Here is a 24,719-nt window from a genome sequence, read left to right on the forward strand (position 1 = left end):
CCGCCTCCCCGCAACCCCCCATCAACCGCCGCCTCTTCCTCATCCTCGGCGTCCTCGCGGTCCTGCTCGTCCTGGTCGGTCTGTTCGCGCTCGGCACCCGCCTCCCGTCGCTGTTCGGCGCGTCCGCCGGCACCCCCAAAGCCTCGGCGTCCACGACCCCGTCGCGGACCCCGACGCCGACGCCCACGCCGACCCCCACGGTCAGCCCGAAGCCCGCAGCGGCGGTCGGGCCCGGCACCCACGCGTGGGACACGCTCGGCGGAGGCGAGTGCGTCCAGCCGTACACGGGTCCGTGGGCGGAGACCTTCACCGTCGTGGACTGCACGACCGGGCACGCCGCGCAGCTCGTCTACACGAACCTCATCTCCGCCGACCCAGCCGCACCCTACCCGGGCACCGACGCGCTGGCGCAGCAGATCAACACGCTGTGCACGGCCTCCGGCGTGATCGACCTGAACGCCGCCGCCGCGTACCCCGACCTCCAGGTCCAGGGCGCGTTCCCGGCGACCGAGGCGCAGTGGAAGAGTGGGCAGCGGTCCTACTACTGCTTCGCGAACCGCTCCAGCGGCCAGCCGTTGACGTCCTCGGTGGCGGGGCCGGGTCCGACCGGCTGACGGCCGCGCCGGCTCAGAGGTCCGACTCGACCGGCGCCGGCTCGACCAGCTCCTTGACGCCGGACAGGATCTCGTCCGGGCGGAACGGGTAGCGGTCGATCTCCGCCTGGTCGCTGATCCCGGTCAGCACCAGGATCGTGTGGAGGCCGGCCTCGATCCCGGCGACGACGTCCGTGTCCATCCGGTCGCCGATCATCGCGGTGTTCTCGGAGTGTGCGCCGATCCGGTTGAGCGCCGAGCGGAACATCATCGGGTTGGGCTTGCCGACGACGTACGGCTCCATGCCGCCGGTCGCCTTGGTGATCATCGCCGTGACCGCGCCCGTCGCCGGAAGCGGGCCCTCGGCGCTGGGGCCGGTGGCGTCCGGGTTGGTCGCGATGAAGCGCGCCCCGGCGCCGATCAGCCGGATGGCCTTCGTGATGGCGTCGAACGAGTAGCTGCGGGTCTCGCCGACGACCACGTAATCCGGGTTCGTGTCGGTCATGATGAAGCCCGCCTCGTGCAGAGCGGTGGTGAGCCCGGCCTCGCCGATGACGTAGGCGCTGCCTCCCGGCTTCTGCGACTTCAGGAAGTCGGCCGTCGCGAGCGCGGAGGTCCAGATCGACTCCTCCGGGACGTCGAGGCCGGAGGCGCGCAGCCGGGCCGCGAGGTCGCGCGGGGTGTAGATCGAGTTGTTGGTGAGCACCAGGAAGGGCGTGCCCTGGTCGCGCCACTGCTGGATCAGCGCGGAGGCGCCGGGGAGCGCGGAGTTCTCGTGGACGAGGACGCCGTCCATGTCGGTCAGCCAGCATTCGATCTCGTCGCGTCGCGCCACGCAGGACCCCTTCCGATGGTGAAGTGACCTCCCCAGCATATTGCCCGGGGGTTGCGGGAGGGCTTCGGTCGGCTGTCGGGATGCAGCGCGACGGCTCCGGCTACGCTGAGTCGGTGAGTCAGAACCCCCAGCCGAGCGAGCTTCCCGGCGACCTCCCGCCGTCCGCCGAGCTGACCACGCACGGCGTCGGCCCCTGGCCCGGCGAGTGGCCGACCGACGACCGCTACGATCCCGAGCTGCTGCGCCACGGCGACACCCGCAACGTGATCGACCGCTACCGCTACTGGCGCATGGAGGCCGTGGTCGCCGACCTGGACCAGCACCGCCACCCGTTCCACGTCGCGATCGAGAACTGGCAGCACGACATGAACATCGGCTCCATCGTGCGCAGCGCCAACGCGTTCGCGGCCGACACGGTGCACATCATCGGCCGGCGCCGCTGGAACAAGCGCGGCGCGATGGTCACCGACCGCTACCAGCACGTCGTCCACCACGACGACGTGGCCGCGTTCGTCGCCTGGGCGCGGGAGGCCGGCCTCCCGATCGTGGCGGTCGACAACGTGCCGGGCTCGGTGCTGATCGAGACGTACGCGCTGCCCCGCGAGTGCGTGCTGCTCTTCGGACAGGAGGGCCCGGGCCTGTCCGACGCAGCCCTGGAGGCCGCCGACGTCGTCGTGGAGATCTCCCAGTTCGGCTCCACCCGCTCCATCAACGCCTCGGCCGCGGCCGCCGTCGCCATGCACGCCTGGGTCCTCCAGCACGTCCCCTTCGCCTGACCAGCCATCAGTTCCGGAGCTGTGCACGCAACACGCCGGGCCCGGGCGTACACAACTCCGGGAGAGATTGCAGCGCGTCAGCGGTTGGCGCGGCGGTGGACGAGTTTGAGGGCGGACCAGTCGTGGGAGATCGCGGCGACTTTGACGTCCACGAGGCCCCGGGCGAGCGCCGTGTCGCGGATGAGGTTCTCGTCGAGGTCGCTGACGTGGCCGGCGGCCTTCCGCGGCCAGGCCGCCCAGATCATCCCGGCCGGGTGGATGCGCGGCGCCAGCGCGTCGAGCTCGGCGACGTAGTCAGCGGCCTCCCGGTAGAACGCGACGATCAGCCCGGCCGGCTCGACCGAGGACGGCGCGAGCCATCCGACGTCCACCGGCCCGTCCTCCACGGGCACCGCCCAGCCGGGGTCGGCGTGAAGGAGCTGCGCGCGCATCCCCGGCTTGAGCCCGAGCTTCTTCCAGAGCGGGGTGCCCGAGTAGCCCGCGCCGCCGCTCACGCCTCGCCCTTCCAGCCCGCGTCCGCCGCGATCCGCGCGATCGCGTCCGGGTCGAGGTCGTAGACCGTCTCGCCGTCATCGTCGGCGGGCGCACGCACGAAGTGGGCACGGACCGTCCCGTCGCCGGACAGCTCCACCACCGCGAACCCGGACCCGCGCTCGGCACGCTCCCGCGGCGGCGGCCAGAGCACATCCGTCGTGTTGGCGACGGCCGGCGCCACCACGACCGGGATGCCGCCGGCACCCGCCGAGGTGACGAGCGCGTGATGGTAGTGGCCGGCCAGGATCAGCCGCACATCCCCCGCCGAGCATATGTCCAGCAGCGGGGCGGGATCGACCAGCCGCAGCGTCTCGAACAGCCCGGTCGTCGGCGGGACCGGCGGATGGTGCAGCACCACGACCGTCCCGTTCGCGCTCGGCTCGGCGAGCACTTCCCGGAGCCGAGCGAGCCGTTCCTCGCCGACCATTCCGTAGCCGGCCCGGGCGACTGTCGTGTCCACGGTCACCACCCGGAAGCCCCCGACCGCGAAGTCCCGCTCCCGCTCCCCGAGCACCTCCTCGAAGGCGTCGGCGAGGTCGTGGTTCCCCATCGCGTACGCGACCGCCGCGCCGCGCTCCGCCGCCCACGGCTCCAACCGCTCCCGCAGCAGCCGGTACGAGGCCGCGCTCCCGTCGTCGGACAGGTCGCCCGACGCCACCACCACGTCCACCGCCTCCAACTCCCCGGCACGAGCGAGCACGCGGTCGAGCGCAGCCAGCGTGTCGACCAGCCCGTACTGCAGGCGGCCGTCGCCGTAGAGATGGGTGTCGCTGAGGTGGAGGATCCGGAGTCGGTCGGTCACGCCGCCCACCCTAGCGCCGGGCGCCGACGCCTCGCGCAGGCGCCCCGCCTCGCGCAGGCGCCCCGCCTCGCACCGACGCCCCCGCCGTGGCGCGCCTCAGCCGATCAGCGACGGCCGCAGGTCACGCAGCGTCCGGAAGTGCGTCATCCGCGTCACGCCGATCGCCGACACCAGCAGCGCGATCAGCATCCACACCGCGAGCACTCCCGCGTCCGCCCACGCCGTCGCGGGGTTGCCGCCGTACATGAGCTGCCGGATGCCGTCCACGGCATACGACATCGGCAGCACGTGGTGGAGCGCCGCGAGCGGCCCGGGCAGCGTCTGCCACGGGAAGGTGCCTCCCGCGGTGACGAGCTGCAACACCATGAGCACGAGCCCGAGGAACTGCCCGACGCTGCCCAGCCAGACGTTGAGCGCGAGGATGATCGCCGCGAACGTCACGGACGCGAGCGCCATCATCCCGAACATGCCGAGCGGGTTATGGATGCCGAAGCCGAGCGCCCCCGACACGATCGCGAACAGCCCGATCATCTGCACCGCGCCGAGCAGGCCCGGCGTGAGCCATCCCGCGAGCGTGATCTTCACCGGCGAGTGGAGGGCGGTGATCGCCCGCCGCGAGACCGGCTTGACGATCAGGAACAGCGCGTAGATGCCGATCCACCCCGCGAGCGCCACGAAGAACGGCGCCAGTCCCGCACCGTAGGTGCCGGCCGAGGTGACGGAGTCGTTCTTGAGGTTCACCGGGTCGGCGATCGTGGAGGCCTGCTTCTTCTGGAGGGCCGGGGAGTTGTCCGGGATCTGCGCCACGCCCTTCGTCAGGCCGTCGTGGAGCTGAGACGCGCCGTTGTGCAGGGTCGTGAGCCCGTCCCGTAGCTGCGCCGAGCCGGTCGCCGCCGTGGAGGCGCCGCTCGCGAGTTGGGCCGCGCCGGCCTGTGCCTGGGATGCGCCGTCGGCCACCTGCGACGCCCCTGACGACACCTGCGCCGCGCCCGCCGCGACCTGGTCGGAGCCCGCGGCGAGCTGGTTCACCTGGCCGACGGCGGACTGGATCTGCGTGTTGCCGGCCTGGACCTTCTGGTCGATGCCGCTGAGGCCGGCCTCCACTTGCGCGATCACGGCCGGGTCGACGTGCGCCGCCTGGAGCTGCGCGATGAGCTGCTGCCCGGCGGCGGGCGCCTGGACCGCGAGCTGCGCCGCGGCCTGACTCGCTTGGGTCGCCTTCGCCGCGAGCTGGTCGTTGCCCGCCGCGACCTGCGCGGCGCCGGCGCTGACGTGCGCCGCACCGTCGCGCACCTGCGCCGCACCCGAGGACAGGTCGCCGAGCTTGCTCGCGAGCGTCTGCGAGCCGGCGGCGAGCTGGGCGGTCCCGTCGGCGAGCTGGGAGGCGCCGCTCTGCGCGCTCGCGCTGCCGTCCACGAGCTGGGCCGCGCCGTCCTGCGCCTTCACGAGGCTGGAGCGGATGTCCGCGAGGCCGAGCAGGAACCGCTGGGCGGCCTCCTCGTTCACCTGCTTGACGATGGAGGTGCGGATCTTCTCGGCCGCCTGCGTCCCGATCGTGGACGCGAGGTAGCTGTTGGTGTCGTTGGTCGTCAGCGTGACGATCGCGCGCTGCGGCGACGTTCCGGAGGCCGAGGCGAGCGCCGTGGAGAAGTCGGAGGGGAAGGTGATGCTGAAGTCGTACTTCGAGTCGTCCACCCCGGCGGAGGCGGAGCCGGACGCGACCCGGTGCCACTGGAACGAGCCGTCCTGGATGAGCTGGTCGGCGACCTGGTCGCCGTAGTTCACGGTCTTCCCGTCGACGGTCGTGCCGGTGTCGTCCACGACGATCGCCGCGGGGATGCGGTCGAGGTTCGCGTACGGGTTCTGGTTGGCCCAGAGGTAGAGGCCGCCGTAGAGCACAGGCACGCACATCAGCGCGATGAGCGCCACGATGGACATCGGGCTGGCGGTCAGGCGGCGGAACTCGGCCGCGATCATCTGGGGGATGCGGATCTTCATGCGCCCTCCACGGACGGCTCGGTCACGATCAGGTCGGGGAGTTCGTCGGTGTCGTCCCGTCCCGGGTCTTCGTCAAAGGTCTGAGATGCGTCGTCGTCGTCGCCGGTGAACTGCCGCGACACGAGCGCGGACGCCGCGATGGCCGCGGCCGACGCGTCGCCCGCGACGACGAGCACCGCGATGCCGCGCCCGGCGAGCTCGCGCGCGAACCGCCACCACTCCACGGGGTCGCCGCCGTGGCGGTCGGGGGAGACGATCACGACACCCTCCACGCCCGTCCGCAGGAGCGCCAGCTCGGTGAGGAGGCGGATGCGCACGGTCGGCGGCACGGTCCCGATCGCGTACCGCGCGTACTCGGCGGCGCCCAGTTCGGCGAGCCGGCGGCGCACGGCGAGCGGGTGGGAGGCAAGGCCGGCGAACATCAGCTCTTCGGCGACGATCCCTGCCACGGTCACGTCGGGCGCCGGCTCGCAGGCGTCGGGGGCGTCGACCAGCGCGATGCGCCGGCGCATGGCCCCGGAATCGGCGCGGCCGTCGATCGTGACCGTGCCGGAGTCGGGCCGCATCCGTCCGGACGCGATCAGCCCGAGCACGGTCGGCCGCTGCTCGGTCTCGGCGCGGGACAGCGTGGCCTGTCCGGTCTCGAAGCTGACGGAGGTCGCGGGGAGGGCGGCGTCGCGCGGGCCCTTGGCGACGGAGTCGAGGGTGATCTTCATCGGGAGGTGGCCTCCGTGGGCTGCGACGCCGCCTGCACCGCGTCGAACGACAGTTCCGGCGTCCCTGCCAGGAGGTCGCCGGCCTCCCGCCAGCCCATACCCGCGGCGGACAGCGCGGCGAGGATGACCAGCCGGTGCCCGTCGCGATCGGTGAGCTTCGCTCGCGTCGCCTCGTCAAGCACGGACACGGCCGCGTGCTCGATGAGCCGCGTCACCGTCTCCCGGTCCAGGTCGGTGCGGATCGTGCCGTCCGCCATCCCGCGGCCCACCGTCTCGCGCAGCCGCTCGCGGGCCGGGTCGAGCGCAGTGCCGACCAGCTCCCGGTGCGGCCCGCGCACGGCGAGGGCGGCGCTGACCCGGATGTGCTCCACCTCGGCCCAGAGCGTCGCGCCGAACAGCGCGATCTCCACGCGGGCGTCCGGATGCGACACCGGGTCGAGCAGCGCGGCCAGCCGGGCGGCGCCGCGCGTGAAGACGTCGATCAGCAGCTCGTCGCGGTTGGCGAAGTGGCCGTAGACCGCGCGCCGGCTGAGCCCGGCACGGGCGGCGATGGCCTCCAGGGAGGCGTCGATGTCCTCGTTGAGCGCGGCCGCGGCGGCGACCAGCAGGGCCTCCCGGTTCGCGGCGGCGTCGCGGCGGGGCGCGCGGGTGGGCGCGCCGGGGTCGGGCGCAGGGGTGGTGGGCATACGACGATCGTACTCTTCTTGCACACGGGTGTGCAACTTAAGCGAATCACGCCGCGACCGCCCGCCCTCCCGCGACCTTCGGCAGCCGCACGCTGCGCCGCGCCGCGACCGCCGCCAGCGTTATCGCGAGCGCCCCGGCCGCATAGACGAGCAGCGGCCCTGACGCGCCGAACGCCGCCGCCACGTCCCCGCCCGTCGCCGCGCGCAGCATCGCCAGCGCCGGCGCGGTCGGCAGGGAGGCGGCGAGCGACGTCAGCGCCGCGGGCACGGTCGACGACAGGCCGGCGGTCAGCGCCACGATCCCCACCATCAGCGCCACCAGCCGCCCGACGCCCCCGAACGCCGCCGCCAACGCCTGGTTGAGCACACCGAACACCGCCCCGACGAAGGCCGCGACCAGCGCGAAGCCGAGCCATACGTCCGGCCGCAGGCCGAGACCGAACTGCACAGCGCCCGCGACCACCACGCCCTGCGCCGCACCGATCAGCGCCACGATCCCGGCCGACCGCAGCGCGATCGACGCCGAGGGTGTCGTCGTGAGGAGCCTCCGGGACGGCACGGCCCGCCGTGCGAGCGCGGTCGCCATCCCGCCGAGCCAGAGCGCGAGGACCGCGTAGAGCGGGAGTGTCCCGACCCCCGTCGGCGGAGCCTTCTGGACCGCGACCACCGGCTGCGCGGCGACCGCGGACAGCGTCGTCATGTCGCTGTCGCTGTAGGTCGGGATGGACTGGGTCGCCTGCGCGAGGCCCGAGGCGAGCTGCGCCGCGCCCTGCGCCGTCTGGTCCGCACCGGTCGCGGCCGACGCGGCGCCCGAGCTGACCGACGCCGCGCCCGAGGCCGTCTGTGCCGCCCCGGACGCGACCTGCGCCGCTCCCGACGCGGAGGCGTCGATCCCGTCGACCAGCGGGGGCATCGCGCTCGCCAGGGCGGCATTGCCGGACGCGACGGCGTCCGAGCCCTGCGCGAAGGCCGCCACTCCGCTGTTCGCCTGCTGCAGGGTGCCGAGGGCGGTCGTGGCCCGAGCGCACAGCACGGCCGGACCCGTCGCGCAGAGCTGCGCGACCACCTGCGCGAACTGGTCCGTCGCGGAGCCCACCCCCGCCGACGCCTGGTCCGCCGCGCCCGCGAGCGCCGCGGACCCTGCCGCGAGCTGCTGGGTCTGCGCCGGCAGCGACTGCGTCGCGGCGCTCAGGGTGTCGAGCCCGGACGCGAGCGACTGGGCGCCGGCATCCAGCGATTGGGTTCCCGACGCAAGGGTGGCCGCCCCGCTCGCCAGCGACTGGGTCCCCTGCGCCAGCGTGGCTGCGCCGGACGAGAGGGAGGCCGCACCCGACGCCGCCGACCCGATCTGCTGGTCGATCGTGTTGAAGCCCGCGTACACGTTCTGGAGGTACTGGATGGTGAGCTGCCGGTCGAGCGCGGCCGTCGCCGCCTGCGTGACCGCCGCGGCCAGAGCAGGGTCGACCAGCGCCGACGCGGGACTGGTCTGCACGGTCACTTTCGCCTGCTTCGCGCTCGCCGCTGCGCCTCCGATCGAGGTCGCGTCCGCCGAGAACGACGACGGGATGGTGAGCACCGCCGCATACTGCCCGCTCGCCAGCCCGGAGGCCGCGTCCTTGTCGTTGGTCAGCACCCAGGTGAAGTTGGTGGCGTCGGTGGACGGCGGCGCCTCGGTCGGATTCGTGCTCCCGGAGGCGGACACCGTGGAGGTCCCCGCGATGAGCGACCCGGCGAACTGCCGCCCGAGCGGGATGGTCTTGCCGTTCTCGGTCACCGGGGTGTCATTGTTGACCACCGCCGCGGTCACCCGATCGAGGTGCTGGACGGGCGAGAACAGCCCCCAGCCGAGCACGGTCACCACCAGCAGCGGCGCGAGGGCGAGCCCGACCAGCGTGATGACGCGCGTGCGCTCGGCTCCGGCACGCGCGCCGAACGGCGCCCGGCCGGCGGATGGATCGGTCATGATGCGCTCCCGTCAGGAGGGAAGGTGCGAGTCGAGCGAGGCGTCGTCGCCGCGCTCGTCGGGGGTGGAGGGCTGGGGCTGGGCGTGGCGGGGGTGGGCGGGGTCGGCGTGGGGGATTGGCGCCTCGGCGGTGGGTGCATCGGTGGCGGGTGCTTCCCGGGTGGGTGCTTCCGTGGCGGGCGCTTCGGTGGCGGCTCCTTCCGCGGTGGGGGAGTCTGGGGTGGCTGCGTCGGCGATGGGTGTTTCCGGGATCGGCGCGTCGGCGGCGGGTGCTTCAAGGCTGGCCGCGTCGAGGGCGGGTGCTTCGGCGGTGGCCCGCGCCCCCACCACGACCGGCAGCAACCCCGCGACCCCCTCCGGCACCGTCGCCGCCAGTACCACCGCGACCCCCGTGTCCGCCACCCGCTGCAACTCCTCGGCGAGCCGCTGCCGCTCCTCCCCGACCACCCCCACCCCCCCCGACACCACGACCACCGCCCGCCGCCCCCCCCCCGCCTCCCCCCCCGCCGCGACCGGGTCCGTCGCCCGGTCCAGCCGCGCGACCCCCGCCCGCGCCCGCACCGACGACCGCCGCACCGGCAGGAGCAGCCCGTCCACCTTCATCCGTCCCGCCGTCAGCGGCGCGCGCCCCGCGATCGCCAGAGCGAGCGCCGTGTGCCCCGGCCCGGTGACCACGATCGCCCCGCCCGGCGGCACCAGCGCGTCGAGGGCCCCCGACCCTCCGGCCCGTGCGCCGTCCGCCGCGAGCGCGTACACCGTCCCCGGCCCCGGCCACCCGGCTGCGTCCAGCTCCGCCTGCACGCCCTCGCCTTCGATGTCGAGCACCGGCAGGGCGCGGTCCCACGAGCGCGGCATCCACCAGGTCGCCCTCCCGAACAGCACCAGCACGGCCGGGATGAGCGTCATCCGGACGACGAACGCGTCCACCGCGACCCCGACCGCGAGGCCGAGGGCGATCGGCTGGATCTGCGCGTCGCCGCCCGGGATGAACGCCGCGAACACCGCGAACATGATGACCGCCGCGGCCGTCACCACCTTCGCCGACCCCTGGAAGCCCCGGTGCACGGAGTCCTTCGTGTCCGCGCCGAGGATGTGCTCCTCCCGCATCCGGCTCGCCAGGAACACCTCGTAGTCCATCGCCAGCCCGAACAGCACGCCCATGACGATGATCGGCATGAAGCTGATCACCGAGCCGACGTGCGCGACGCCCAGCGGCCCCGCGAGCCAGCCGTTCATGAACACCAGGCTGGTCACGCCGAACGCCGCGCCGATGCTGAGCAGGTAACCGAGCGCGGCCGTCACCGGCACCACGATCGACCGGAACACGATCGCGAGCAGCACCAGCGAGAGCCCGACGACGAGGAGGGCGAATGGCAGCAGCGCCCTGCCGAGACGTGCCGAGATGTCGATCCCCGCCGCCGTGTACCCGGTGATGGACAGGTCGATCCCGTACTCGCGCTGGAAGTGGTCGTGCATCGAGCGCAGCTTCGCCACGAGCTCCTGCGTCGCCGCCGAGTCGGGAGCGCCGGTCGGGACCACCTGCGCGATTCCCGTGTCGCCGGACTCGTTCGGGGTGGAGAGCGGGACCGCCGCGACCCCGGGAACCGTCTTCAGCTCCGCGCCCAGGTCGTTCATCAGCCCGACCGGATCGGTGCTGCCGATGACGGAGCCGGTGGCGATGAGCGGGCCGTTGTAGCCCGGGCCGAAGTGCTCGGCGATCAGGTCGTAGGCGATCCGGGCCGGCTCGTGCTCGTCGAGTGAGCCGGCGTCCGGCAGCGCGAGCCGGAGGGTGGCCGCCGGGAGGGCGACCAGGCCCAGCAGGGCGACGACGAGGATGACGGTGAGGAACGGGACGCGGGTGACGAGGCGCACCCAGAAGCCGGCGATCGGGTGGGTGACCGGCGGTGCGGTCTTCGCCGCAGTGATCCGGAACCGCTTCGCCACCACCCGCATCCCCGCGAACCCCAGCAGCGCCGGCGTCAGCGTCATCGAGATGAGCACCGCGATCGTCACCGCGAGCGCCGCCGCGACCCCCATCGTCGTGAGGAACGGGATCCCCGCCACGCTCAGCCCCACGAGCGCGATGATCACCGTGACCGCCGCGAACACCACCGCGGACCCGGCCGTCGCGACCGCGCGGGCGGCGGACTCCTCCGGCGTCATCCCGTGTTTCAGCTGCTCCTGGTGCCGGGAGATGATGAACAGCGCGTAGTCGATCCCGACCGCCAGGCCCAGCATCAGCGCCAGCAGAGGTGTCGTGGAGGCGATGGTCAGCCAGTGCGTCGCCGCGAAGATCAGCGACAGCGACAGCCCGGCGCCGAGCAGCGCCGTGATGAGCGGGAGGCTTGCCGCGATCACCGACGCGAAGGTCGCGATCAGCACCGCGAACGCGACGACGATGCCGAGCAGCTCGGTCACGCTGATCCCGGCGACCGTCTGCGAGAACAGCTGGCCGCCGACCGCGACCTGCGAGCCCTTCGGCAGGGCGGCCTCCAGGTCGCTGCCCGCCTTCTGGATCGCGTCGGACGTCGACGGCAGCACCGCGGTCTGGGCGACCGAGAGCTGGATGGGCACGATGACGGCCGAGCCGTCCGCCGCGATGTTGCCCGTCGACGGCCCGCTGTACGGGGAGGACGCGGAGGTGACCTGCGGGATCTTCGCGATCGCCGCCGCCGCCGACTCCACCGCGGACTGGAACGCCGGATCGTGCACGTCCGTCCCCTTCGGCGCGACCGCGACGAGCTGCGCGGACGTGCCGCTGACCTGCGGGAAGGTGCGGGCGAGCGCGTCCTGCGCCTCCTGCGACTCGGTCCCGGGGATGCTGAACGTGTTGTCGGTCCCGTTGCTCAGGAGCGCCGCCCCGCCGAGCAGCAGCACCAGCGCAGCGAGCCAGCTGACCAGCACGCGTCTCCGCGCCCGGAAGGCGGCGCGGCCCAGCAGGTACAGGAGGGACGACATCGGGGCCAATGTAGAGCGTTGCTCAGGTTCGCGACAATGCCCGTCTCGTGCCCCTCGGCGGTGCCTCGAACCCGTCGCGATAGGATCGAGTGCGACGGTCGTCCGCGAGGCGCCGACGCGCTCCCGACCATCGAGAGGACGAAACGTGCCCGCGATCGTGATCATCGGCGCCCAGTGGGGCGACGAAGGCAAAGGCAAAGCCACCGACCTGCTCGGCAGCCGCATCGACTACGTCGTCAAGTTCAACGGCGGCAACAACGCCGGCCACACGGTCGTCGTCGGCGACGAGAAGTACGCGCTGCACCTGCTCCCGTCCGGCATCCTGACCGAGGGCGTCACGCCCGTCATCGCCAACGGCGTCGTCGTGGACCTCGAAGTGCTGTTCCAGGAGCTCGACGGGCTGATCGCGCGTGGCGTCGACGTGTCCCGCCTCAAGGTCAGCTCCAACGCGCACGTGATCACGCAGTACCACCGCACCATCGACAAGGTGACGGAGCGCTTCCTCGGCAAGCGCCAGATCGGCACGACCGGCCGCGGCATCGGCCCGACCTACGCCGACAAGATCAACCGGGTCGGCATCCGCATCCAGGACCTCTTCGACGAGAACATCCTGCGGCAGAAGGTGGAGGGCGCCCTCGACCAGAAGAACCACCTGCTGGTGAAGGTCTACAACCGCCGCGCCATCGGCGTGGACGAGGTGGTCGAGGAGCTGCTGAGCTACGCCGAGCGCCTGCGGCCGATGGTGGTCGACTCCTCGCTGCTGCTGCATCAGGCTCTCGAGGACGGCAAGTACGTGCTGTTCGAGGGCGGCCAGGCCACCATGCTGGACGTGGACCACGGCACGTACCCGTTCGTCACCTCCTCCAGCTCCACCTCGGGCGGCGCCGCGACCGGCTCGGGCATCGGACCCAACCGCATCGACCGCGTGATCGGCATCGTGAAGGCGTACACGACGCGCGTCGGCGCGGGCCCGTTCCCGACCGAGCTGTTCGACGAGTGGGGCGAGTTCCTCCGCGAGCGCGGCTTCGAGTTCGGCACCACCACCGGCCGCCCGCGCCGCACCGGCTGGTACGACGCGCCCGTCGCGCGCTACACGGCCCGCATCAACGGCGTCACGGACTTCGTCCTCACGAAGCTCGACACCCTCACCGGCATCGAGCGCATCCCGGTCTGCGTCGCCTACGACGTCGACGGCGTGCGCCACGACGAGGTCCCGTCGTCGCAGACCGACTTCCACCACGCGGTGCCGATCTACGAGGAGTTCCCCGGCTGGACCGAGGACATCAGCGGCGCCCGCACGTTCGAGGACCTCCCGAAGAACGCGCAGGACTACGTGCTCGCCCTGGAGGCCATCTCCGGGGCCCGCATCTCGGCGATCGGCGTCGGCCCGGCCCGCGACGAGATCGTCGTGCGGCACGACCTGGTGGACTAGGGGCGCCGGCCGGTCAGTCGCCGAGCAGCGCCTGGAGCTCCGGGTCGCTGCGCCGACGTGCCCGCGCGGCGATCCGCCAGTCGAGCGAACCGAGCTCGTCGATGATCGTGGTGACGGCCCAGACGCGATTGCGCAACCCGGAATAACCGACTCGCTATTCCGGCTTTGACCCCGCAACCCGGAATAACCGAGTCGCTATTCCGGGTTTTGCCCCTCAACCCGGAATAACGACCTCCCTATTCCGGCTCCCCACCCCTCAGAACCACGTACTGAGCCGAGGCGGCACCGCCGTCCGGAACAACCGGTCCAGCGCCTCCGCGTCGCCGTGGAGGCGTCCCGCCAGCGCCAGCCCGCGCGCCAGGTCGTGCCCGAGGTAGACGCTGCCGAGCGCCTCGACCGGCAGGGTGACGTCCGGGGCGTCGGTGGTCGACTCCACGCGCGCCTCGCCGTCCTCCACGATCAGCCGGTAGCGTCCGTCCGCGAAGCCGAGCGGGTCGGTCACCTCCAGGACGAGGTCGCCGTCGCTCTCGTAGCGGCGGGCGGTGAGTGTCGCCGGGACGTCGAGGATGCGCACCCAGAGATGGTCCTGGACGCTCGTGATGCGCGCGCCGCGGATGTCCTGCACGAGCAGCTGCACCGGCTCGTCCACGCCGCGCGTCCAGGCCTTCACCTCGGCGACGAGGTCCAGTTCGAGGAGGTAGCGCCAGAGAGCGGTGAGCGCGGCGTCCGTCGCCGCCGCCAAGTAGTTCACCTCCACGACGTGGCGGGAGAAGTCCTCCTCACCCCCGCGCACCACGTAGCTGACGAAGCCCTCCGGCTGTCCGTCCGGGGAGTCGTAGCGCACCAGGAGGTAGCGCGCCGCGTCGTCGTCGCCCTTCAGCGGGCCGAGGAGGCGGTCGGCGAGGTACGGTTCGAGGCCGATCTCGCCCGGGCGGGAGGCCATGGCCTCGGCGAGGACGGCACGGCCGGTCTCCCGGTACTCGTCCGGCATGGTGAACGAGAGCCGTCCGGGCGTCGGTGCCCCGGTCCAGCGGACCCGCTTGGCGTCGACGCTCCAGCCGGTCGCGAACGTGGCCGGCCCGAAACCCCAGCGCCCGTAGATCGTGGACTCCGAGACCGTGAGGATGGCGGCCGGGACGCCGAGCGCGTGCGCCGTGCGCAGCTCCGCCCCGAGCAGAGCGGTGGCGACGCCCCGGCGGCGGTGCGTCGGCGCGACCGTGACGGAACTGATCGCCCAGGAGTCCAGGCTGCCGCCGCCCGGGACGGTGAGCGGCGCCACCCAGGAGTTGACCGTGCCGACCGGCGTGCTGACGCCCTCGTCGTAGACCGCGGTGGTCCGCCGGCCGCCGAAGTTCCCCCTGGCCTCCTCCAAGACCTCCTCGCTGGGCCGGCGCCCGTGGAAGCCGCGGAAGTCCGCGACGATCCACGCGTCGAGAGCGGCGGTGTCGGCGAGGTCGACCAGGGCGAGCCGGAGGCCGGCCTCCGCCAGGTCCGCCGCCGAGCGCTCGTCCAGGGGTGCGGTGAGGTGCGTCTGGGTCATGGCTCCACCGTATCGGGGCGGTGCGACGGGCGAATAGGACTGTCAGCGCCCGGCCAGCGCGTGCAGCACCGGCAAAAGCGCGCCGGGCGCCGCCTCCTGCGCCGCCATGAAGAACGCCGCGTCCGCGGCCTCCACCGACCCGATCGCCGCCTCCGCCTCCGCCGCGCCCGAAGCGGTCACGCGCAGCACCTTCGCGCGGCTGTCCGCCGGGTCCGGCGTGCGCTCCAGCAGCCCTTTGGCGACCAGCCGCCGCACGACCTCCGAGGTCATCCGCGGATCGGAGCCGGTCTGCTCGGACAGCCGCGCCTGGCTCGGGCTCTCCGACTGCCCGTTCAGCCACCACACGGAGGCCAGCAGCACGAACTGCGCGTGCGTGAGGTCGTGCGGCCGCAACGCCTCCACCATCGCGCGCTGCCAGCGGAGCGTCGCGTGCCAGAGGAGGAAGCCCGGGCTGGTCGCCGGGCCCTCGGGGAAGTCCGTCATGCGTCCAGTCTGCTCTGTTCCGCCCGGCGCTCCGCCTCGGCGAGCAGGGCGGCGAGGGATTCGGGGAAGTCGGCGCTGATCTGCGGGCCGAGCTCGGGGCCGACCGCGTCGGCTGCGGGGCCGTCGATCGTGAGCGAGTACCGCACGCGCGTGCCCGCGGCGTCGTCCGCCAGGTCGTAGCGGAAGGTCAGCCGCACGTCGCCGAACTCGGTCACGTCGGCGTAGGTGCGGCCCTCCTCCAGCACGTCGATGCGGGAGCGGATGGGGTCCTGTCCGGCGGGCGTCACGGTCAGTTCCGTGCCGACGGCGAACGGCCCGTGGAGCTCGAAGTTATCGCCGCCCTCGTAGGTCAGCTCTCCGGCGTGGAGGTCGCGAACGGCCTCCCAAACCCGGTCGCGGGGGAGCGGGGTGACGGCGGTCTCCTGCGTGTTCCACATGATGCGACTCCTTTGTTCTGCGAGTAGATAATCTACGGATAGATTAAACCCGGATCGTCGTCCCCGCAACCCTCCGCCCGGTAGGGTCGGAGCATGGCTGAGAACGAGTCGACCGTGCAGGCGCTGGAGCGGCTGCGGAGCATCCGGCAGAGCATCGACAACATCGACGCGGCCGTCATCCACATGCTCGCCGAGCGGTTCAAGTTCACCCAGCAGGTCGGCGCTCTGAAGGCCGAGCACGGCCTCCCGCCCGCCGACCCGGAGCGCGAGCGCGAGCAGATCCAGCGCCTCCGGGTGCTCGCCGAGGAGAGCCACCTCGATCCCGCGTTCGCCGAGAAGTTTCTCAACTTCATCGTGGCGGAGGTCATCCACCACCACGAGCGCATCGCCTCCGAGAACGGCCGCTAGGGCGGTGGCCTGGGACCCCGCGGAGCTCCCCGACGCCCACGGCAGGACCGTCGTCATCACCGGCGGCAACGCCGGCGTGGGCTACTTCACGGGTGAGCAGCTCGCCCGGGCGGGCGCTCGCGTGGTGCTCGCCTGCCGGGACCAGGAGCGCGCGGAGGCCGCCGTGGCGGCGATCCGCCGGCGGGTCCGCGGCGCCCGGGTGGAGGCCACCCCGCTCGACGTGACGGATCACGCCTCCGTCGACGCCCTCGCCGACGCCCTGCTCGAACGCGAGCGGGTGGACGCCCTCGTGCTGAACGCGGGGATGGTGCACCCGCCGCGCGAGCGCCGGACCGACCGCTACGGCAACGAGCTGGTCCTCTCCACCAACGTGCTCGGCCACTTCCGCCTCGTCGCCCGCGCGCTGCCGGCCCTGGAGCGCGGGGAGGGCGCGCGGATCGTCTCGCTCGGGTCGCTCGCGAGCCGGCTGGGGACGCTCCAGCTGGACGACCTCCAACTCGAACGGTCGTACACGTCGTGGCGGGCGTACTCCGGCTCCAAGATCGCCGCGCAGGTGTTCGGGTTCGAGCTGGAGCGCCGGCTCCGCGCCGCGGGCAGCGGGGTGACGAGCCTCGTCGTCCACCCCGGCTACTCGACCTCCGGCCGCACGCCCGGCGTCCACGGCGTCAACCAACCGAGCCGGGCCAAGCGGTTCGCCGACAACCTCCAGGCGGCGTGGACGCAGGGCAAGGACCACGGCGCCTGGGTGCCGGCGCGTGCCGTGCTCGACCCGACGCTGACCGCCGACGGCTACCTCGGACCGGCCGGGCTCACGAAGGGCGCCCCTGCGGTCGGCCGGGCGACGCGCGCGTCACGCTCGCCGCGGACCGGGGCGCGACTGTGGCCGCTGCTGGAGGCCGCGTCGGGTCAGGAGTTCCCCCTCTCCTGATTTGGCCCGAATGGCGCTTTCGGCGCGCTGAGAGCCGCCATTCGGCCCAAATCGTGGGCGCGTCAGTCTTCGACGACGATGGAGAGGAGGCGGTGGCCGTCGGGGACCCTGGCGCGCAGAGCGTCGCGGGCGGCAACGTAGTCGGCTCCGTCGGCCTCGATAAGTTGCGTCGCCGACTCCCGGATGACCGCGGTCGCGATCACGCGTCCGCCGCGGGGCATCGCGTTGTGCACCTGCAGCAGCTCGAACCCGTCCGGCACCTGCTCTGCGACGAGCGCGCGTGCGGTCTCGGCGTCGTCCGCCTCGGCGGTCAGCTCGCGGGTCTCGGTGGTCTGCGTCACGCCGTGCACTCTCATCGCACGCAACGCTACCGGAATCCACTTACATCAGTATCCTGGGCGCGCTCTCAGCGGACGCTCAGTCCCGTCGACTGGGCTGTGCTCATGGACATCGCCTACACCGCCATCGCGCACGCCTCCGGAGGCGGTCGCGACGGCCACGTCCGCAGCGAGGACGACCTGCTCGACCTGGACACCCGCCCGCCGCGTGAGCTCGGCGGCTCGGGCGAGGGCACCAACCCCGAGCAGCTCTTCGCGGCCGGCTTCGCGGCGTGCTTCCTGAGCGCCATCCACGCGGTGGGCCGCGCCCACAAGCTGGACACCTCCGACTCCGCCGTCTCGGCGAGCGTGGGCATCGGCGATAACGGCGCGGGCGGCTACGGCCTCACCGTCGAGCTGGACGTCTACATCCCGCGCCTCGGCCGGGAGACGGCGGAGGAGACGATGGAGAAGGCCCACCACGTCTGCCCGTACTCCAACGCGACGCGCGGCAACGTGCCGGTCAGGCTGACGCTGGTCGACTGACCGCGTCCTGCGCCTGCCGCGAGGTCACCCCGCGGCGACCCGCCCGACCTTCTCGGTCTTGTCCCAGCGTGCCTCGGCTCCGGCCAGCTCCTTGAGGTAGGAGTCGAACGTGATCGCGCAGAGCAGCGACCCGTACCCCGCCAGGTAGATGAGCGTGGGCGCCAGCCAGCGTCCCGCGCGTGTGCGCTCCGCCCGCCGGGCGAGCCAGGCGGCGACCATCGAGAACGGGATCCAGATGTAGATGGCGAGCGTCAGGATGAACAGTGCTTCGGTGCTCAGCGTGACCCCGAACAGGCCAGGCAGCCACACCAGGGTGATCGGCGGGAACAGCGCGGTGATCATCACGAGCATGTTGATGATCCCGGGGAACAGCAGGATGTGGCCGAGCTCCTTCCGGCTGGTCTTCGCGTCCGTCAGCGAGCCGAGGATGAGCACGAACAGGTAGGCGAGCGAGGCCGAGATCCAGAGGACGCGGAAGACGGTCGCCGCCAGCTCGTTCTGCAGGAAGAGCAGCCCGGCGAGCCCGATGGCCGAAGTGACCATGATCAGCGGCAGCAGCCACAGGCTGAACCAGACGATGCCGAACGTCCACGCGCCGAGGTGGTGCTCGCGCGACGGGCGGAACCAGACCTTCGAATAGCGCGCCGTGACCGAGACGTTGCCGCGCGCCCAGCGCAGCCGCTGCTTCCAGAGCGCGTCGACCGCGCGCGGCTCCTCCGCGAGCACGTGCGCGTGCGGCTCGAACACGACCTTCTTGCCGTGCAGCTGGGTCTCGAAGGTCGTGATGGTGTCCTCGGCGAGGGTGGAGGTGTCCACCCGGCCGCCGATGGCGAGCAGGTTCTCCCGCGTGTGCAGCTGCGCGCCGCCCGCGAGGCAGGCCTGCGCGCCGAGCACGTTCTGCGCGCGCCGGGCCGCGGGCTGCGAGAGCACGTACTCCACGCTGACGAACTTGGTGAGGTAGTTGCGGTCACGGCTGCCTTCGCGGATGTAGGCGGAGACGGCGCCGACCTCGGGGTCGGCCAGGTGCCGGGTCATCCGCCGCAGCGAGTCGGGCAGGTAGATGACGTCGGCGTCCATGATGAGGAGCGCCTCCATCCAGTCCTCGGCCAGGATGCGCTCGATGCCGTGGTTGAGGGTGTGCGCCTTGCCCTGGCCGCCCTGATCCCGGCGCAGCAGGAACACGCTGCCCGGATACTGCTCGGCGCGGGCGCGCACGACGACGGGGGTGTCGTCGGTGCTCGCGTCGTCCACCACGTAGATCCGCAGCGCGTCCTTCGGGTAGTCGAGGCTCATCAGCCGGTCGATGGAGGCGCCGATGACGGCGCCCTCGTTCCAGGCCGGGACGACGATGGCGACGCGCGGGAGGTAGGGCGCGGCCTTCTTGTAGTGGTTGATCCAGGCGTGGAACGGGATGACGACGAACGTCGCCGCCGCCGCGATCACGGGAACGAGCCCGGTCAGCGCCAGGACCAGGCAGACGACGACGCCGATCCACTCCAGCACGCCCAGCACGTCCACGCCGCTCCCCTCCGTCTCCGACAGAGTACCGCGAGCGGGGTGCGGGGCAGGCCGCGCCTCAGCTGCGCGCCGGCCCGCCCAGCGTCCCGCCCGCCGCCAGCCGCATCAGGTCCGATCCCAGGTCGATCCCCAGCTCGTTGCCGCCGGCCGAGCCGAACTCGTGCTGGTAGCTGTTCCAGGAGGTGTCCTTGATGCGGGCCTCCACGCCGGTCTCCATCAGCACGACGAGTTCGCGGGCCGCGCGGTCGATCCGCTTGCCGAGGGAGTTGTCCTGCCAGTCCTCGGTCGAGGCGAACACCGAGGTCGGCGCGGTCATCGTCCGCAGGTAGGCGAACATCGAGCGCATCTGCTCGTCGACGACCAGCGCGTGCCTGGCCGTCCCGGCGGTCGCGCCGAGGATGACCGGCTTCGCGATCAGGAGGTCGTTGTCGAGCACCTGGAAGAACGAGCTGAACAGCCCGCTCGGGCCGGCCTTGTAGACCGGCGCGGTCGCGATGATGCCGTCCGCCGCCGCGAGAGCCTCGATCGCCGCCGTGAAGCGCGGGCCGAGGTGACCGGACGCGAGCGCGCCGGACAACTCGGGGAGCAGCTCCCGGAGGTCGAGGTTCTGCGTCTCGACCGTGTGGCCGTCGCGCTGGGCGGCGGCCTCTACGCGCAGGGCGAGGCGGTCGGCGAGCATCTTGGTGGACGATGGGTCGCTGACGCCCGCGTTGACGACGACCACCCGGAACGGGCGCTGGTCGGTGCTGGTCATGGTGTCCTTCTCTCGCAATCGAAGCGTGAACCGGCGACGCTCAGAGCGCCGGGTAGTCCGCCTGGAACTCCTCGGAGGAGTCCTGGTAGGGGGAGGCGCCGGTCACGTTGTCGCCGCGGTTGGCGTTCGGGCGCGGCTGGCGCGGCGCGGCGTCGCCGTACTTGGCGGCGACGAGCGACGCGTGGGTCGGGGCGTCGGGCGTCGACGGGTCCTTGCGGGCCTCGGTCTCCTTGCGGAGCACCGGGATGACCTCCTCGCCGAGCAGGTCGAGCTGCTTCAGCACCGTCTTCAGCGGCAGGCCGGCGTGGTCCATCAGGAACAGCTGGCGCTGGTAGTCGCCCGCCCACTCGCGGAAGGTCAGCGTCTTGTCGATGACCTCCTGCGGGCTGCCGACGGTCAGCGGGGTCGCCTCGGTGAACTCCTCCATCGTCGGGCCGTTGCCGTAGACCGGGGCCTCGTTGAAGTACGGGCGGAACTCCTTCTTGGCCTCCTGCGAGGTCTTGGCGATGTAGGCCTGGCCGCCGAGGCCGACGATCGCCTGCTTGGCGGTGCCGTGGCCGTAGTGCTCGAAGCGCTCGCGGTAGAACGCGATCAGGCGCTGGTAGTGCTCCTTCGGCCAGAAGATGTTGTTCGCGAAGAAGCCGTTGCCGTAGTACGCGGCCTGCTCGGCGATCTCCGGGGTGCGGATGCTGCCGTGCCAGACGAACGGAGGCACGTCGTCGAGCGGGCGCGGGGTGGACGTGAAGCCCTGCAGCGGGGTGCGGAACTTGCCCTCCCAGTCCACGACGTCCTCGTGCCACAGCCGGTGCAGGAGGTTGTAGTTCTCCAGCGCGAGAGGGAGGCTCTGGCGGATGTCCTGGCCGAACCACGGGTACACCGGGCCGGTGTTGCCGCGGCCGAGCATGAGGTCCATGCGACCCTTCGACAGGTGCTGGAGCATCGCGTACTCCTCCGCGAGCCGCACCGGGTCGTTCGTGGTGATCAGCGTCGTGGAGGTCGTCACGATCAGCCGCTCGGTGAGGGCGGCGATGTGCGCGAGCAGGGTGGTGGGCGACGAGGAGAAGAACGGCGGGTTGTGGTGCTCGCCGATCGCGAAGACGTCCAGGCCGACCTCCTCCGCGTGCGTGGCGATCTTCACGATCGCGTCGATGCGCTCCGCCTCGCTCGGGGTCTCGCCGGAGACCGGGTCGCGGGTGATGTCGCTCACGGAGAAGATTCCGTACTGCATTGCTGGCTCCTCAGGTTCGTTCTCGCCGTATCTATGCAAACGCATATAACGACGCCGAGCTGGAAGTATTCCCGGCGGCTGGCACCAGCATGGCGCATCGGGCCGAAGCGAGCCAGGATCGCGACGATGCGTATATCACACGCCAGGCTTTTCTCAGTTGGGTCGGGCAAGCTGGCTCCTATGGGGGAGCAGAAAGAATCGAATCGTTCACGTCGTCGCGGTGCGTCCGCGGCGGCCTTCGTCGGGCTCAGCGTGATCGCCGGGGTGCTGGTCAGCGCGATGGTGGCGCCGGTGGTCGCGGTCGCGGGGGTCGCGACGGAGACCGGCATCCATCTCTTCGAGACGATGCCCGAGGCGCTGACCGTGGACGCGCTCGCGCAGACGACCGACATCTACGCGAAGAACAGCGCCGGCGAGCCGGTGCTGCTGGCGTCGGTCTACGAGCAGAACCGCAAGAACGTGGACTGGGATGGCATCTCCCCGTTCGTCAAGGACGCGCTGACCGCCACCGAGGACCCGCGGTTCTACACCCACGGCGGCGTCGACATCCCGTCCGCGCTGCGGGCCGCGATCGGCAACGCGTCGTCCGGCAAGGTGGACTCCGGCGCGTCGACCATCACGATGCAGTACGTCAAGAACATCCTGATGCAGCGCGCGGAGGCGATCCGCGACAAGGACAAGCGCACGGCCGCCTACAAGGAGGCCACCAAGACCAGCATGGACAGGAAGCTCCGCGAGATGCGCCTCGCGATCGGGCTCGAGAAGTCGCTCCCGAAGGACCAGATCCTACTGGGCTACCTCAACATCGCGCACTTCGGCGGGTCCGTGTACGGCATCGAGGCCGCCGCCGAGTACTACTTCGGCGTAACCGCGGCAGAGCTGACGCTCGCCCAGGCCGCCGCCCTCGTCGCGACGGTCAACGCACCCAACGACCTCCGCATCGACGACCCGGACAACATCGGCGACAACAAATTCCGCCGCGACAACGACGTCCTCGCCGCCATGCTGGAGGAGAAGAAGATCACCCGGGCGCAGCACGACGAGGCCGTCGCCCTCCCGATCGAGCCGAACATCACGCCGCCGTCCACCGGCTGCGTCACGGCGAACCCGCTCGGCGCCGGATTCTTCTGCGACTACGTGCAGCGCGTGATCGAGAACGAGAAGGTCCTGCCGGACGCCACGGACCCGGCGTACAGCAGCTTCAAGCGGGGCGGCTACGACATCTACACGACCCTCGACCTCGACCTCCAGGCGTCCGCGGTCGCGGCCGTCGACGCCTACGTGCCGCACGCGACGGAGGTCCTCGACCTCGGCTCGTCGCTGGTCACGGTGGAGCCGGGCACCGGCCGCATCCTCGCGATGGCGCAGAACAAGGACTTCAATGCTGCCCAGGAGGAGACGTCGCCGGAGAACACGGCCGTCAACTACAGCACCGACTCCGATTACGGCGGGTCGAACGGCTTCCAGGCCGGGTCGACGTACAAGGTCTTCACGCTGGCGGAGTGGCTGAAGGACGGACGCTCGCTCAACGACGTCGTCAACGGCGACTCGCGCGCGCTCAACCTGTCCTCCTTCAAGGACTCCTGCCAGGGATCGGGCTCCGGCCCGTACACCCCGAAGAACGACGGCGGTCAGAAGCCCGGCAACATCTCGGTGCGGGCGGCGACCGCGGGCTCGGTGAACGGCGCCTACTTCTCGATGGCGCAGAAGCTCGACCAGTGCGAGATCCGCAAGACGGCGGAGGCCTTCGGCGTGAAGCGCGCCGACGGCAAGCCGCTGACCTCCTTCGTCTCCGATGTCCTCGGCACCAACGAGGTCGCGCCGGTGAGGATGGCCGCCGCCTTCGCGGGGATCGCGAACGAGGGCGTCTACTGCGCCCCGATCGCGATCGACCGGATCGTCGCGCCGGACGGCGCCGAGGTCCCGGTGCCGGCGTCCACCTGCTCGGAGGCCGTGAGCCCGGAGGTCGCCGCGACGATGGCGTCCGCGCTGCAGAGCGTCACGCGCGGCGGCGGCACGGGATCGGCGTCGAACCCGAACGACGGCGTCCCGGTGTTCGGGAAGACCGGCACCACCGACTCCGAGAAGGACACGTGGTTCGTGGGCTCCACCACGCGACTGACCACCGCGGTGTGGGTCGGCAACGTGACTGGCGACGTGTCGCTGCGGCGGACCAAGGTCGGCGGCATCCAGGCCGACCAGCTCCGCCACCGCGTCTGGAAGCAGTACATGACGGCCGCGAACACCGTGCACCCGGGGGAGGACTTCCCCGAGGCGACCGGGCGTCCCGTGAAGGACTAGCCGCCGCGTCCGATTTCCGCCGGTCGGCGTCAGTGGCGGGCAGTAGCCTCGACGAGTGAAGGTCGCTCTGCAGTTCGTCGCCATGGGTCTCGTCTGGGGCGCCAGCTTCCTGTTCATGAAGGTGGCGCTGGAGGGTGTCTCGTTCGGGCAGGTGGCGTGGGCGCGGCTCGTGTTCGGGGCCGTGACCCTCGGGATCATCGTGCTCGTCACGCGCAGCCGGCTCCCGAAGCAGCCGATCGTCTACCTGCACTTCGCGGTCGTGGCGGTGACGTACTGCGTGGTGCCGTACCTGCTCTTCGCGTGGGCGGAGCAGTATGTGTCCTCCAGCCTCGCCAGCATCTACAACGCGGTCACCCCGATCACGACCGCGATCCTGGCGACCGCCGCGTTCCGCGTGGAGAAGCTCAATCGGGACCAGGTGCTCGGTGTGCTCGTGGGCGTCGTCGGAGTGGTCGTCGTGGTCGGCCCGTGGTCGATCGCGGCGCTGTCGGGGAGTGTGTGGGGGCAGCTCGCGTGCCTCGGCGCCGTCACGTGCTACGGCTTCAGCTTCGGGTACATCCGGAGGTTCATCAGCCACCGGGACATCCCGGCGACGTCGGTCGCGTTCCTCAACATCGGGCTCGCGGCCGTGATCATGCTGCTGCTGACGCCGGTCGTGGCGCTGTCGCCGATCGCGTTCAGCTGGCCGGTGCTGCTCAGCCTGCTGGCGCTGGGCGCGCTCGGGACGGGCGTGGTCTACATCTGGAACATGAACGTGCTGCGCGCGTGGGGACCCACGGCGACGTCCGGCGTTACCTACGTGACGCCGGTGGTCGGCGTCGCGCTCGGCATCATCGTGCTCGGCGAGCACCTGAGCTGGAACGAGCCGGTCGGCGCCGCGATCGTGCTGTGCGGCATCCTGCTGACGCAGCAGCGCGTGCGCCTCTTCACGCGCCGCCAGGCCGAGCTCGTCGCCGACTGAGCGCG

24 protein-coding genes are annotated in these 24,719 nt (G+C 71.8%); 8 read left to right on the plus strand and 16 right to left on the minus strand.

The features are described from left to right. Positions 1–614, plus strand: a 614-nt coding sequence (locus ABCS02_RS00005) for a septum formation family protein (RefSeq protein WP_345833559.1), incomplete at its 5' end; no start/stop codon positions are given. 13 nt (positions 615–627) lie between these two features. On the opposite strand, the gene ABCS02_RS00010 is transcribed toward ABCS02_RS00005, so the two are convergent. Further along, on the minus strand, positions 628–1,428 hold the full coding sequence (locus ABCS02_RS00010; protein ID WP_345833560.1) for an HAD-IIA family hydrolase: 801 nt from the start codon (positions 1,426–1,428) through the stop codon (positions 628–630). A gap of 113 nt (positions 1,429–1,541) precedes the next feature. On the opposite strand from ABCS02_RS00010, the gene ABCS02_RS00015 reads away from it, so the two are divergent. Then, positions 1,542–2,204 (plus strand): TrmH family RNA methyltransferase, encoded by a 663-nt coding sequence (locus ABCS02_RS00015; RefSeq protein WP_345833561.1) that lies wholly within the window; start codon positions 1,542–1,544, stop codon positions 2,202–2,204. A gap of 77 nt (positions 2,205–2,281) precedes the next feature. Here ABCS02_RS00015 and ABCS02_RS00020 read toward each other — a convergent pair whose 3' ends face one another. The 7 genes from ABCS02_RS00020 to ABCS02_RS00050 all read right to left on the minus strand — a co-directional run bounded on the left by ABCS02_RS00020 (position 2,282) and on the right by ABCS02_RS00050 (position 11,861). Then, positions 2,282–2,698, minus strand: a complete 417-nt coding sequence (locus ABCS02_RS00020) for a DUF3052 family protein (RefSeq protein ID WP_345833562.1) — start codon at positions 2,696–2,698, stop codon at positions 2,282–2,284. After that, positions 2,695–3,540, minus strand: coding sequence for a metallophosphoesterase (locus tag ABCS02_RS00025; protein ID WP_345833563.1), 846 nt, complete (start codon positions 3,538–3,540; stop codon positions 2,695–2,697). The genes ABCS02_RS00020 and ABCS02_RS00025 overlap by 4 nt, the downstream gene beginning before the upstream one ends. Before the next feature lie 96 nt (positions 3,541–3,636). Beyond that, a complete protein-coding gene (locus tag ABCS02_RS00030) occupies positions 3,637–5,532 on the minus strand; it encodes a YhgE/Pip domain-containing protein (protein ID WP_345835149.1) in 1,896 nt (631 codons plus the stop codon). Between the two features lie 2 nt (positions 5,533–5,534). Beyond that, positions 5,535–6,254, minus strand: coding sequence for a hypothetical protein (locus ABCS02_RS00035; RefSeq protein ID WP_345833564.1), 720 nt, complete (start codon positions 6,252–6,254; stop codon positions 5,535–5,537). Next, positions 6,251–6,940 (minus strand): TetR/AcrR family transcriptional regulator, encoded by a 690-nt coding sequence (locus ABCS02_RS00040; protein WP_345833565.1) that lies wholly within the window; start codon positions 6,938–6,940, stop codon positions 6,251–6,253. The genes ABCS02_RS00035 and ABCS02_RS00040 overlap by 4 nt, the downstream gene beginning before the upstream one ends. A 46-nt stretch (positions 6,941–6,986) precedes the next feature. Next, entirely contained in the window at positions 6,987–8,903 is a 1,917-nt protein-coding gene (locus ABCS02_RS00045; protein WP_345833566.1) for a hypothetical protein, read from the minus strand. Between the two features lie 12 nt (positions 8,904–8,915). After that, positions 8,916–11,861, minus strand: a complete 2,946-nt coding sequence (locus tag ABCS02_RS00050) for an MMPL family transporter (protein WP_345833567.1) — start codon at positions 11,859–11,861, stop codon at positions 8,916–8,918. A gap of 145 nt (positions 11,862–12,006) precedes the next feature. Here ABCS02_RS00050 and ABCS02_RS00055 point away from each other — a divergent pair, with 145 nt between their 5' ends. Beyond that, positions 12,007–13,293: an adenylosuccinate synthase gene (locus ABCS02_RS00055; RefSeq protein WP_345833568.1), complete on the plus strand. Its 1,287-nt coding sequence runs from the start codon at positions 12,007–12,009 to the stop codon at positions 13,291–13,293. 13 nt (positions 13,294–13,306) lie between these two features. On the opposite strand, the gene ABCS02_RS00060 is transcribed toward ABCS02_RS00055, so the two are convergent. The 4 genes from ABCS02_RS00060 to ABCS02_RS00075 all read right to left on the minus strand — a co-directional run bounded on the left by ABCS02_RS00060 (position 13,307) and on the right by ABCS02_RS00075 (position 15,753). Further along, positions 13,307–13,429 carry a hypothetical protein gene (locus ABCS02_RS00060; RefSeq protein ID WP_345833569.1) on the minus strand — a complete coding sequence of 41 codons (123 nt, stop codon included), beginning with the start codon at positions 13,427–13,429 and terminating at the stop codon, positions 13,307–13,309. A 120-nt stretch (positions 13,430–13,549) separates the two neighbouring features. Then, on the minus strand, positions 13,550–14,833 hold the full coding sequence (locus tag ABCS02_RS00065) for a GNAT family N-acetyltransferase (protein WP_345833570.1): 1,284 nt from the start codon (positions 14,831–14,833) through the stop codon (positions 13,550–13,552). A 42-nt stretch (positions 14,834–14,875) separates the two neighbouring features. Beyond that, positions 14,876–15,316: a MarR family transcriptional regulator gene (locus ABCS02_RS00070; protein ID WP_345833571.1), complete on the minus strand. Its 441-nt coding sequence runs from the start codon at positions 15,314–15,316 to the stop codon at positions 14,876–14,878. Next, positions 15,313–15,753, minus strand: a complete 441-nt coding sequence (locus ABCS02_RS00075; RefSeq protein WP_345833572.1) for an SRPBCC family protein — start codon at positions 15,751–15,753, stop codon at positions 15,313–15,315. The genes ABCS02_RS00070 and ABCS02_RS00075 overlap by 4 nt, the downstream gene beginning before the upstream one ends. Before the next feature lie 93 nt (positions 15,754–15,846). Here ABCS02_RS00075 and ABCS02_RS00080 point away from each other — a divergent pair, with 93 nt between their 5' ends. Together ABCS02_RS00080 and ABCS02_RS00085 are read left to right on the plus strand one after the other, a co-directional pair. After that, positions 15,847–16,161 (plus strand): chorismate mutase, encoded by a 315-nt coding sequence (locus ABCS02_RS00080; RefSeq protein WP_185275984.1) that lies wholly within the window; start codon positions 15,847–15,849, stop codon positions 16,159–16,161. 4 nt (positions 16,162–16,165) lie between these two features. Then, a complete protein-coding gene (locus ABCS02_RS00085) occupies positions 16,166–17,089 on the plus strand; it encodes an SDR family NAD(P)-dependent oxidoreductase (protein ID WP_345833573.1) in 924 nt (307 codons plus the stop codon). Between the two features lie 62 nt (positions 17,090–17,151). On the opposite strand, the gene ABCS02_RS00090 is transcribed toward ABCS02_RS00085, so the two are convergent. Beyond that, the gene (locus ABCS02_RS00090; RefSeq protein WP_345833574.1) at positions 17,152–17,430 is read right to left on the minus strand and encodes a hypothetical protein; all 279 of its coding nucleotides are present in this window, start codon (positions 17,428–17,430) and stop codon (positions 17,152–17,154) included. 102 nt (positions 17,431–17,532) lie between these two features. Here ABCS02_RS00090 and ABCS02_RS00095 point away from each other — a divergent pair, with 102 nt between their 5' ends. Then, positions 17,533–17,952: an organic hydroperoxide resistance protein gene (locus ABCS02_RS00095; protein ID WP_345833575.1), complete on the plus strand. Its 420-nt coding sequence runs from the start codon at positions 17,533–17,535 to the stop codon at positions 17,950–17,952. A 24-nt stretch (positions 17,953–17,976) separates the two neighbouring features. Here the strand turns inward: ABCS02_RS00095 and ABCS02_RS00100 are convergent, their stop codons facing one another. From ABCS02_RS00100 to ABCS02_RS00110, 3 genes are all read right to left on the minus strand, one after another. Further along, on the minus strand, positions 17,977–19,455 hold the full coding sequence (locus ABCS02_RS00100; protein ID WP_345835150.1) for a glycosyltransferase: 1,479 nt from the start codon (positions 19,453–19,455) through the stop codon (positions 17,977–17,979). A gap of 73 nt (positions 19,456–19,528) precedes the next feature. Then, on the minus strand, positions 19,529–20,224 hold the full coding sequence (locus ABCS02_RS00105) for a CE1759 family FMN reductase (protein ID WP_345833576.1): 696 nt from the start codon (positions 20,222–20,224) through the stop codon (positions 19,529–19,531). 40 nt (positions 20,225–20,264) lie between these two features. Next, entirely contained in the window at positions 20,265–21,452 is a 1,188-nt protein-coding gene (locus ABCS02_RS00110) for an LLM class flavin-dependent oxidoreductase (protein WP_345833577.1), read from the minus strand. A gap of 180 nt (positions 21,453–21,632) precedes the next feature. On the opposite strand from ABCS02_RS00110, the gene ABCS02_RS00115 reads away from it, so the two are divergent. Together ABCS02_RS00115 and ABCS02_RS00120 are read left to right on the plus strand one after the other, a co-directional pair. Continuing rightward, positions 21,633–23,753 (plus strand): transglycosylase domain-containing protein, encoded by a 2,121-nt coding sequence (locus ABCS02_RS00115; protein ID WP_345833578.1) that lies wholly within the window; start codon positions 21,633–21,635, stop codon positions 23,751–23,753. 55 nt (positions 23,754–23,808) lie between these two features. Continuing rightward, positions 23,809–24,714 (plus strand): DMT family transporter, encoded by a 906-nt coding sequence (locus tag ABCS02_RS00120; RefSeq protein WP_345833579.1) that lies wholly within the window; start codon positions 23,809–23,811, stop codon positions 24,712–24,714. Positions 24,715–24,719 lie beyond the last annotated feature (5 nt).

It is taken from the genome of Microbacterium sp. X-17 (assembly GCF_039615055.1).

Bases quoted from the DNA above. Each gene is read 5' to 3' on its own strand.
- ABCS02_RS00080 (WP_185275984.1), top strand. From the start codon at position 15,847: ATGGCTGAGAACGAGTCGACCGTGCAGGCGCTGGAGCGGCTGCGGAGC.
- ABCS02_RS00040 (WP_345833565.1), bottom strand. From the start codon at position 6,940: ATGCCCACCACCCCTGCGCCCGACCCCGGCGCGCCCACCCGCGCGCCC.
- ABCS02_RS00075 (WP_345833572.1), bottom strand. From the start codon at position 15,753: ATGTGGAACACGCAGGAGACCGCCGTCACCCCGCTCCCCCGCGACCGG.
- ABCS02_RS00050 (WP_345833567.1), bottom strand. From the start codon at position 11,861: ATGTCGTCCCTCCTGTACCTGCTGGGCCGCGCCGCCTTCCGGGCGCGG.
- ABCS02_RS00095 (WP_345833575.1), top strand. From the start codon at position 17,533: ATGGACATCGCCTACACCGCCATCGCGCACGCCTCCGGAGGCGGTCGC.
- ABCS02_RS00110 (WP_345833577.1), bottom strand. From the start codon at position 21,452: ATGCAGTACGGAATCTTCTCCGTGAGCGACATCACCCGCGACCCGGTC.
- ABCS02_RS00070 (WP_345833571.1), bottom strand. From the start codon at position 15,316: ATGACGGACTTCCCCGAGGGCCCGGCGACCAGCCCGGGCTTCCTCCTC.
- ABCS02_RS00045 (WP_345833566.1), bottom strand. From the start codon at position 8,903: ATGACCGATCCATCCGCCGGCCGGGCGCCGTTCGGCGCGCGTGCCGGA.
- ABCS02_RS00105 (WP_345833576.1), bottom strand. From the start codon at position 20,224: ATGACCAGCACCGACCAGCGCCCGTTCCGGGTGGTCGTCGTCAACGCG.
- ABCS02_RS00035 (WP_345833564.1), bottom strand. From the start codon at position 6,254: ATGAAGATCACCCTCGACTCCGTCGCCAAGGGCCCGCGCGACGCCGCC.
- ABCS02_RS00065 (WP_345833570.1), bottom strand. From the start codon at position 14,833: ATGACCCAGACGCACCTCACCGCACCCCTGGACGAGCGCTCGGCGGCG.
- ABCS02_RS00115 (WP_345833578.1), top strand. From the start codon at position 21,633: ATGGGGGAGCAGAAAGAATCGAATCGTTCACGTCGTCGCGGTGCGTCC.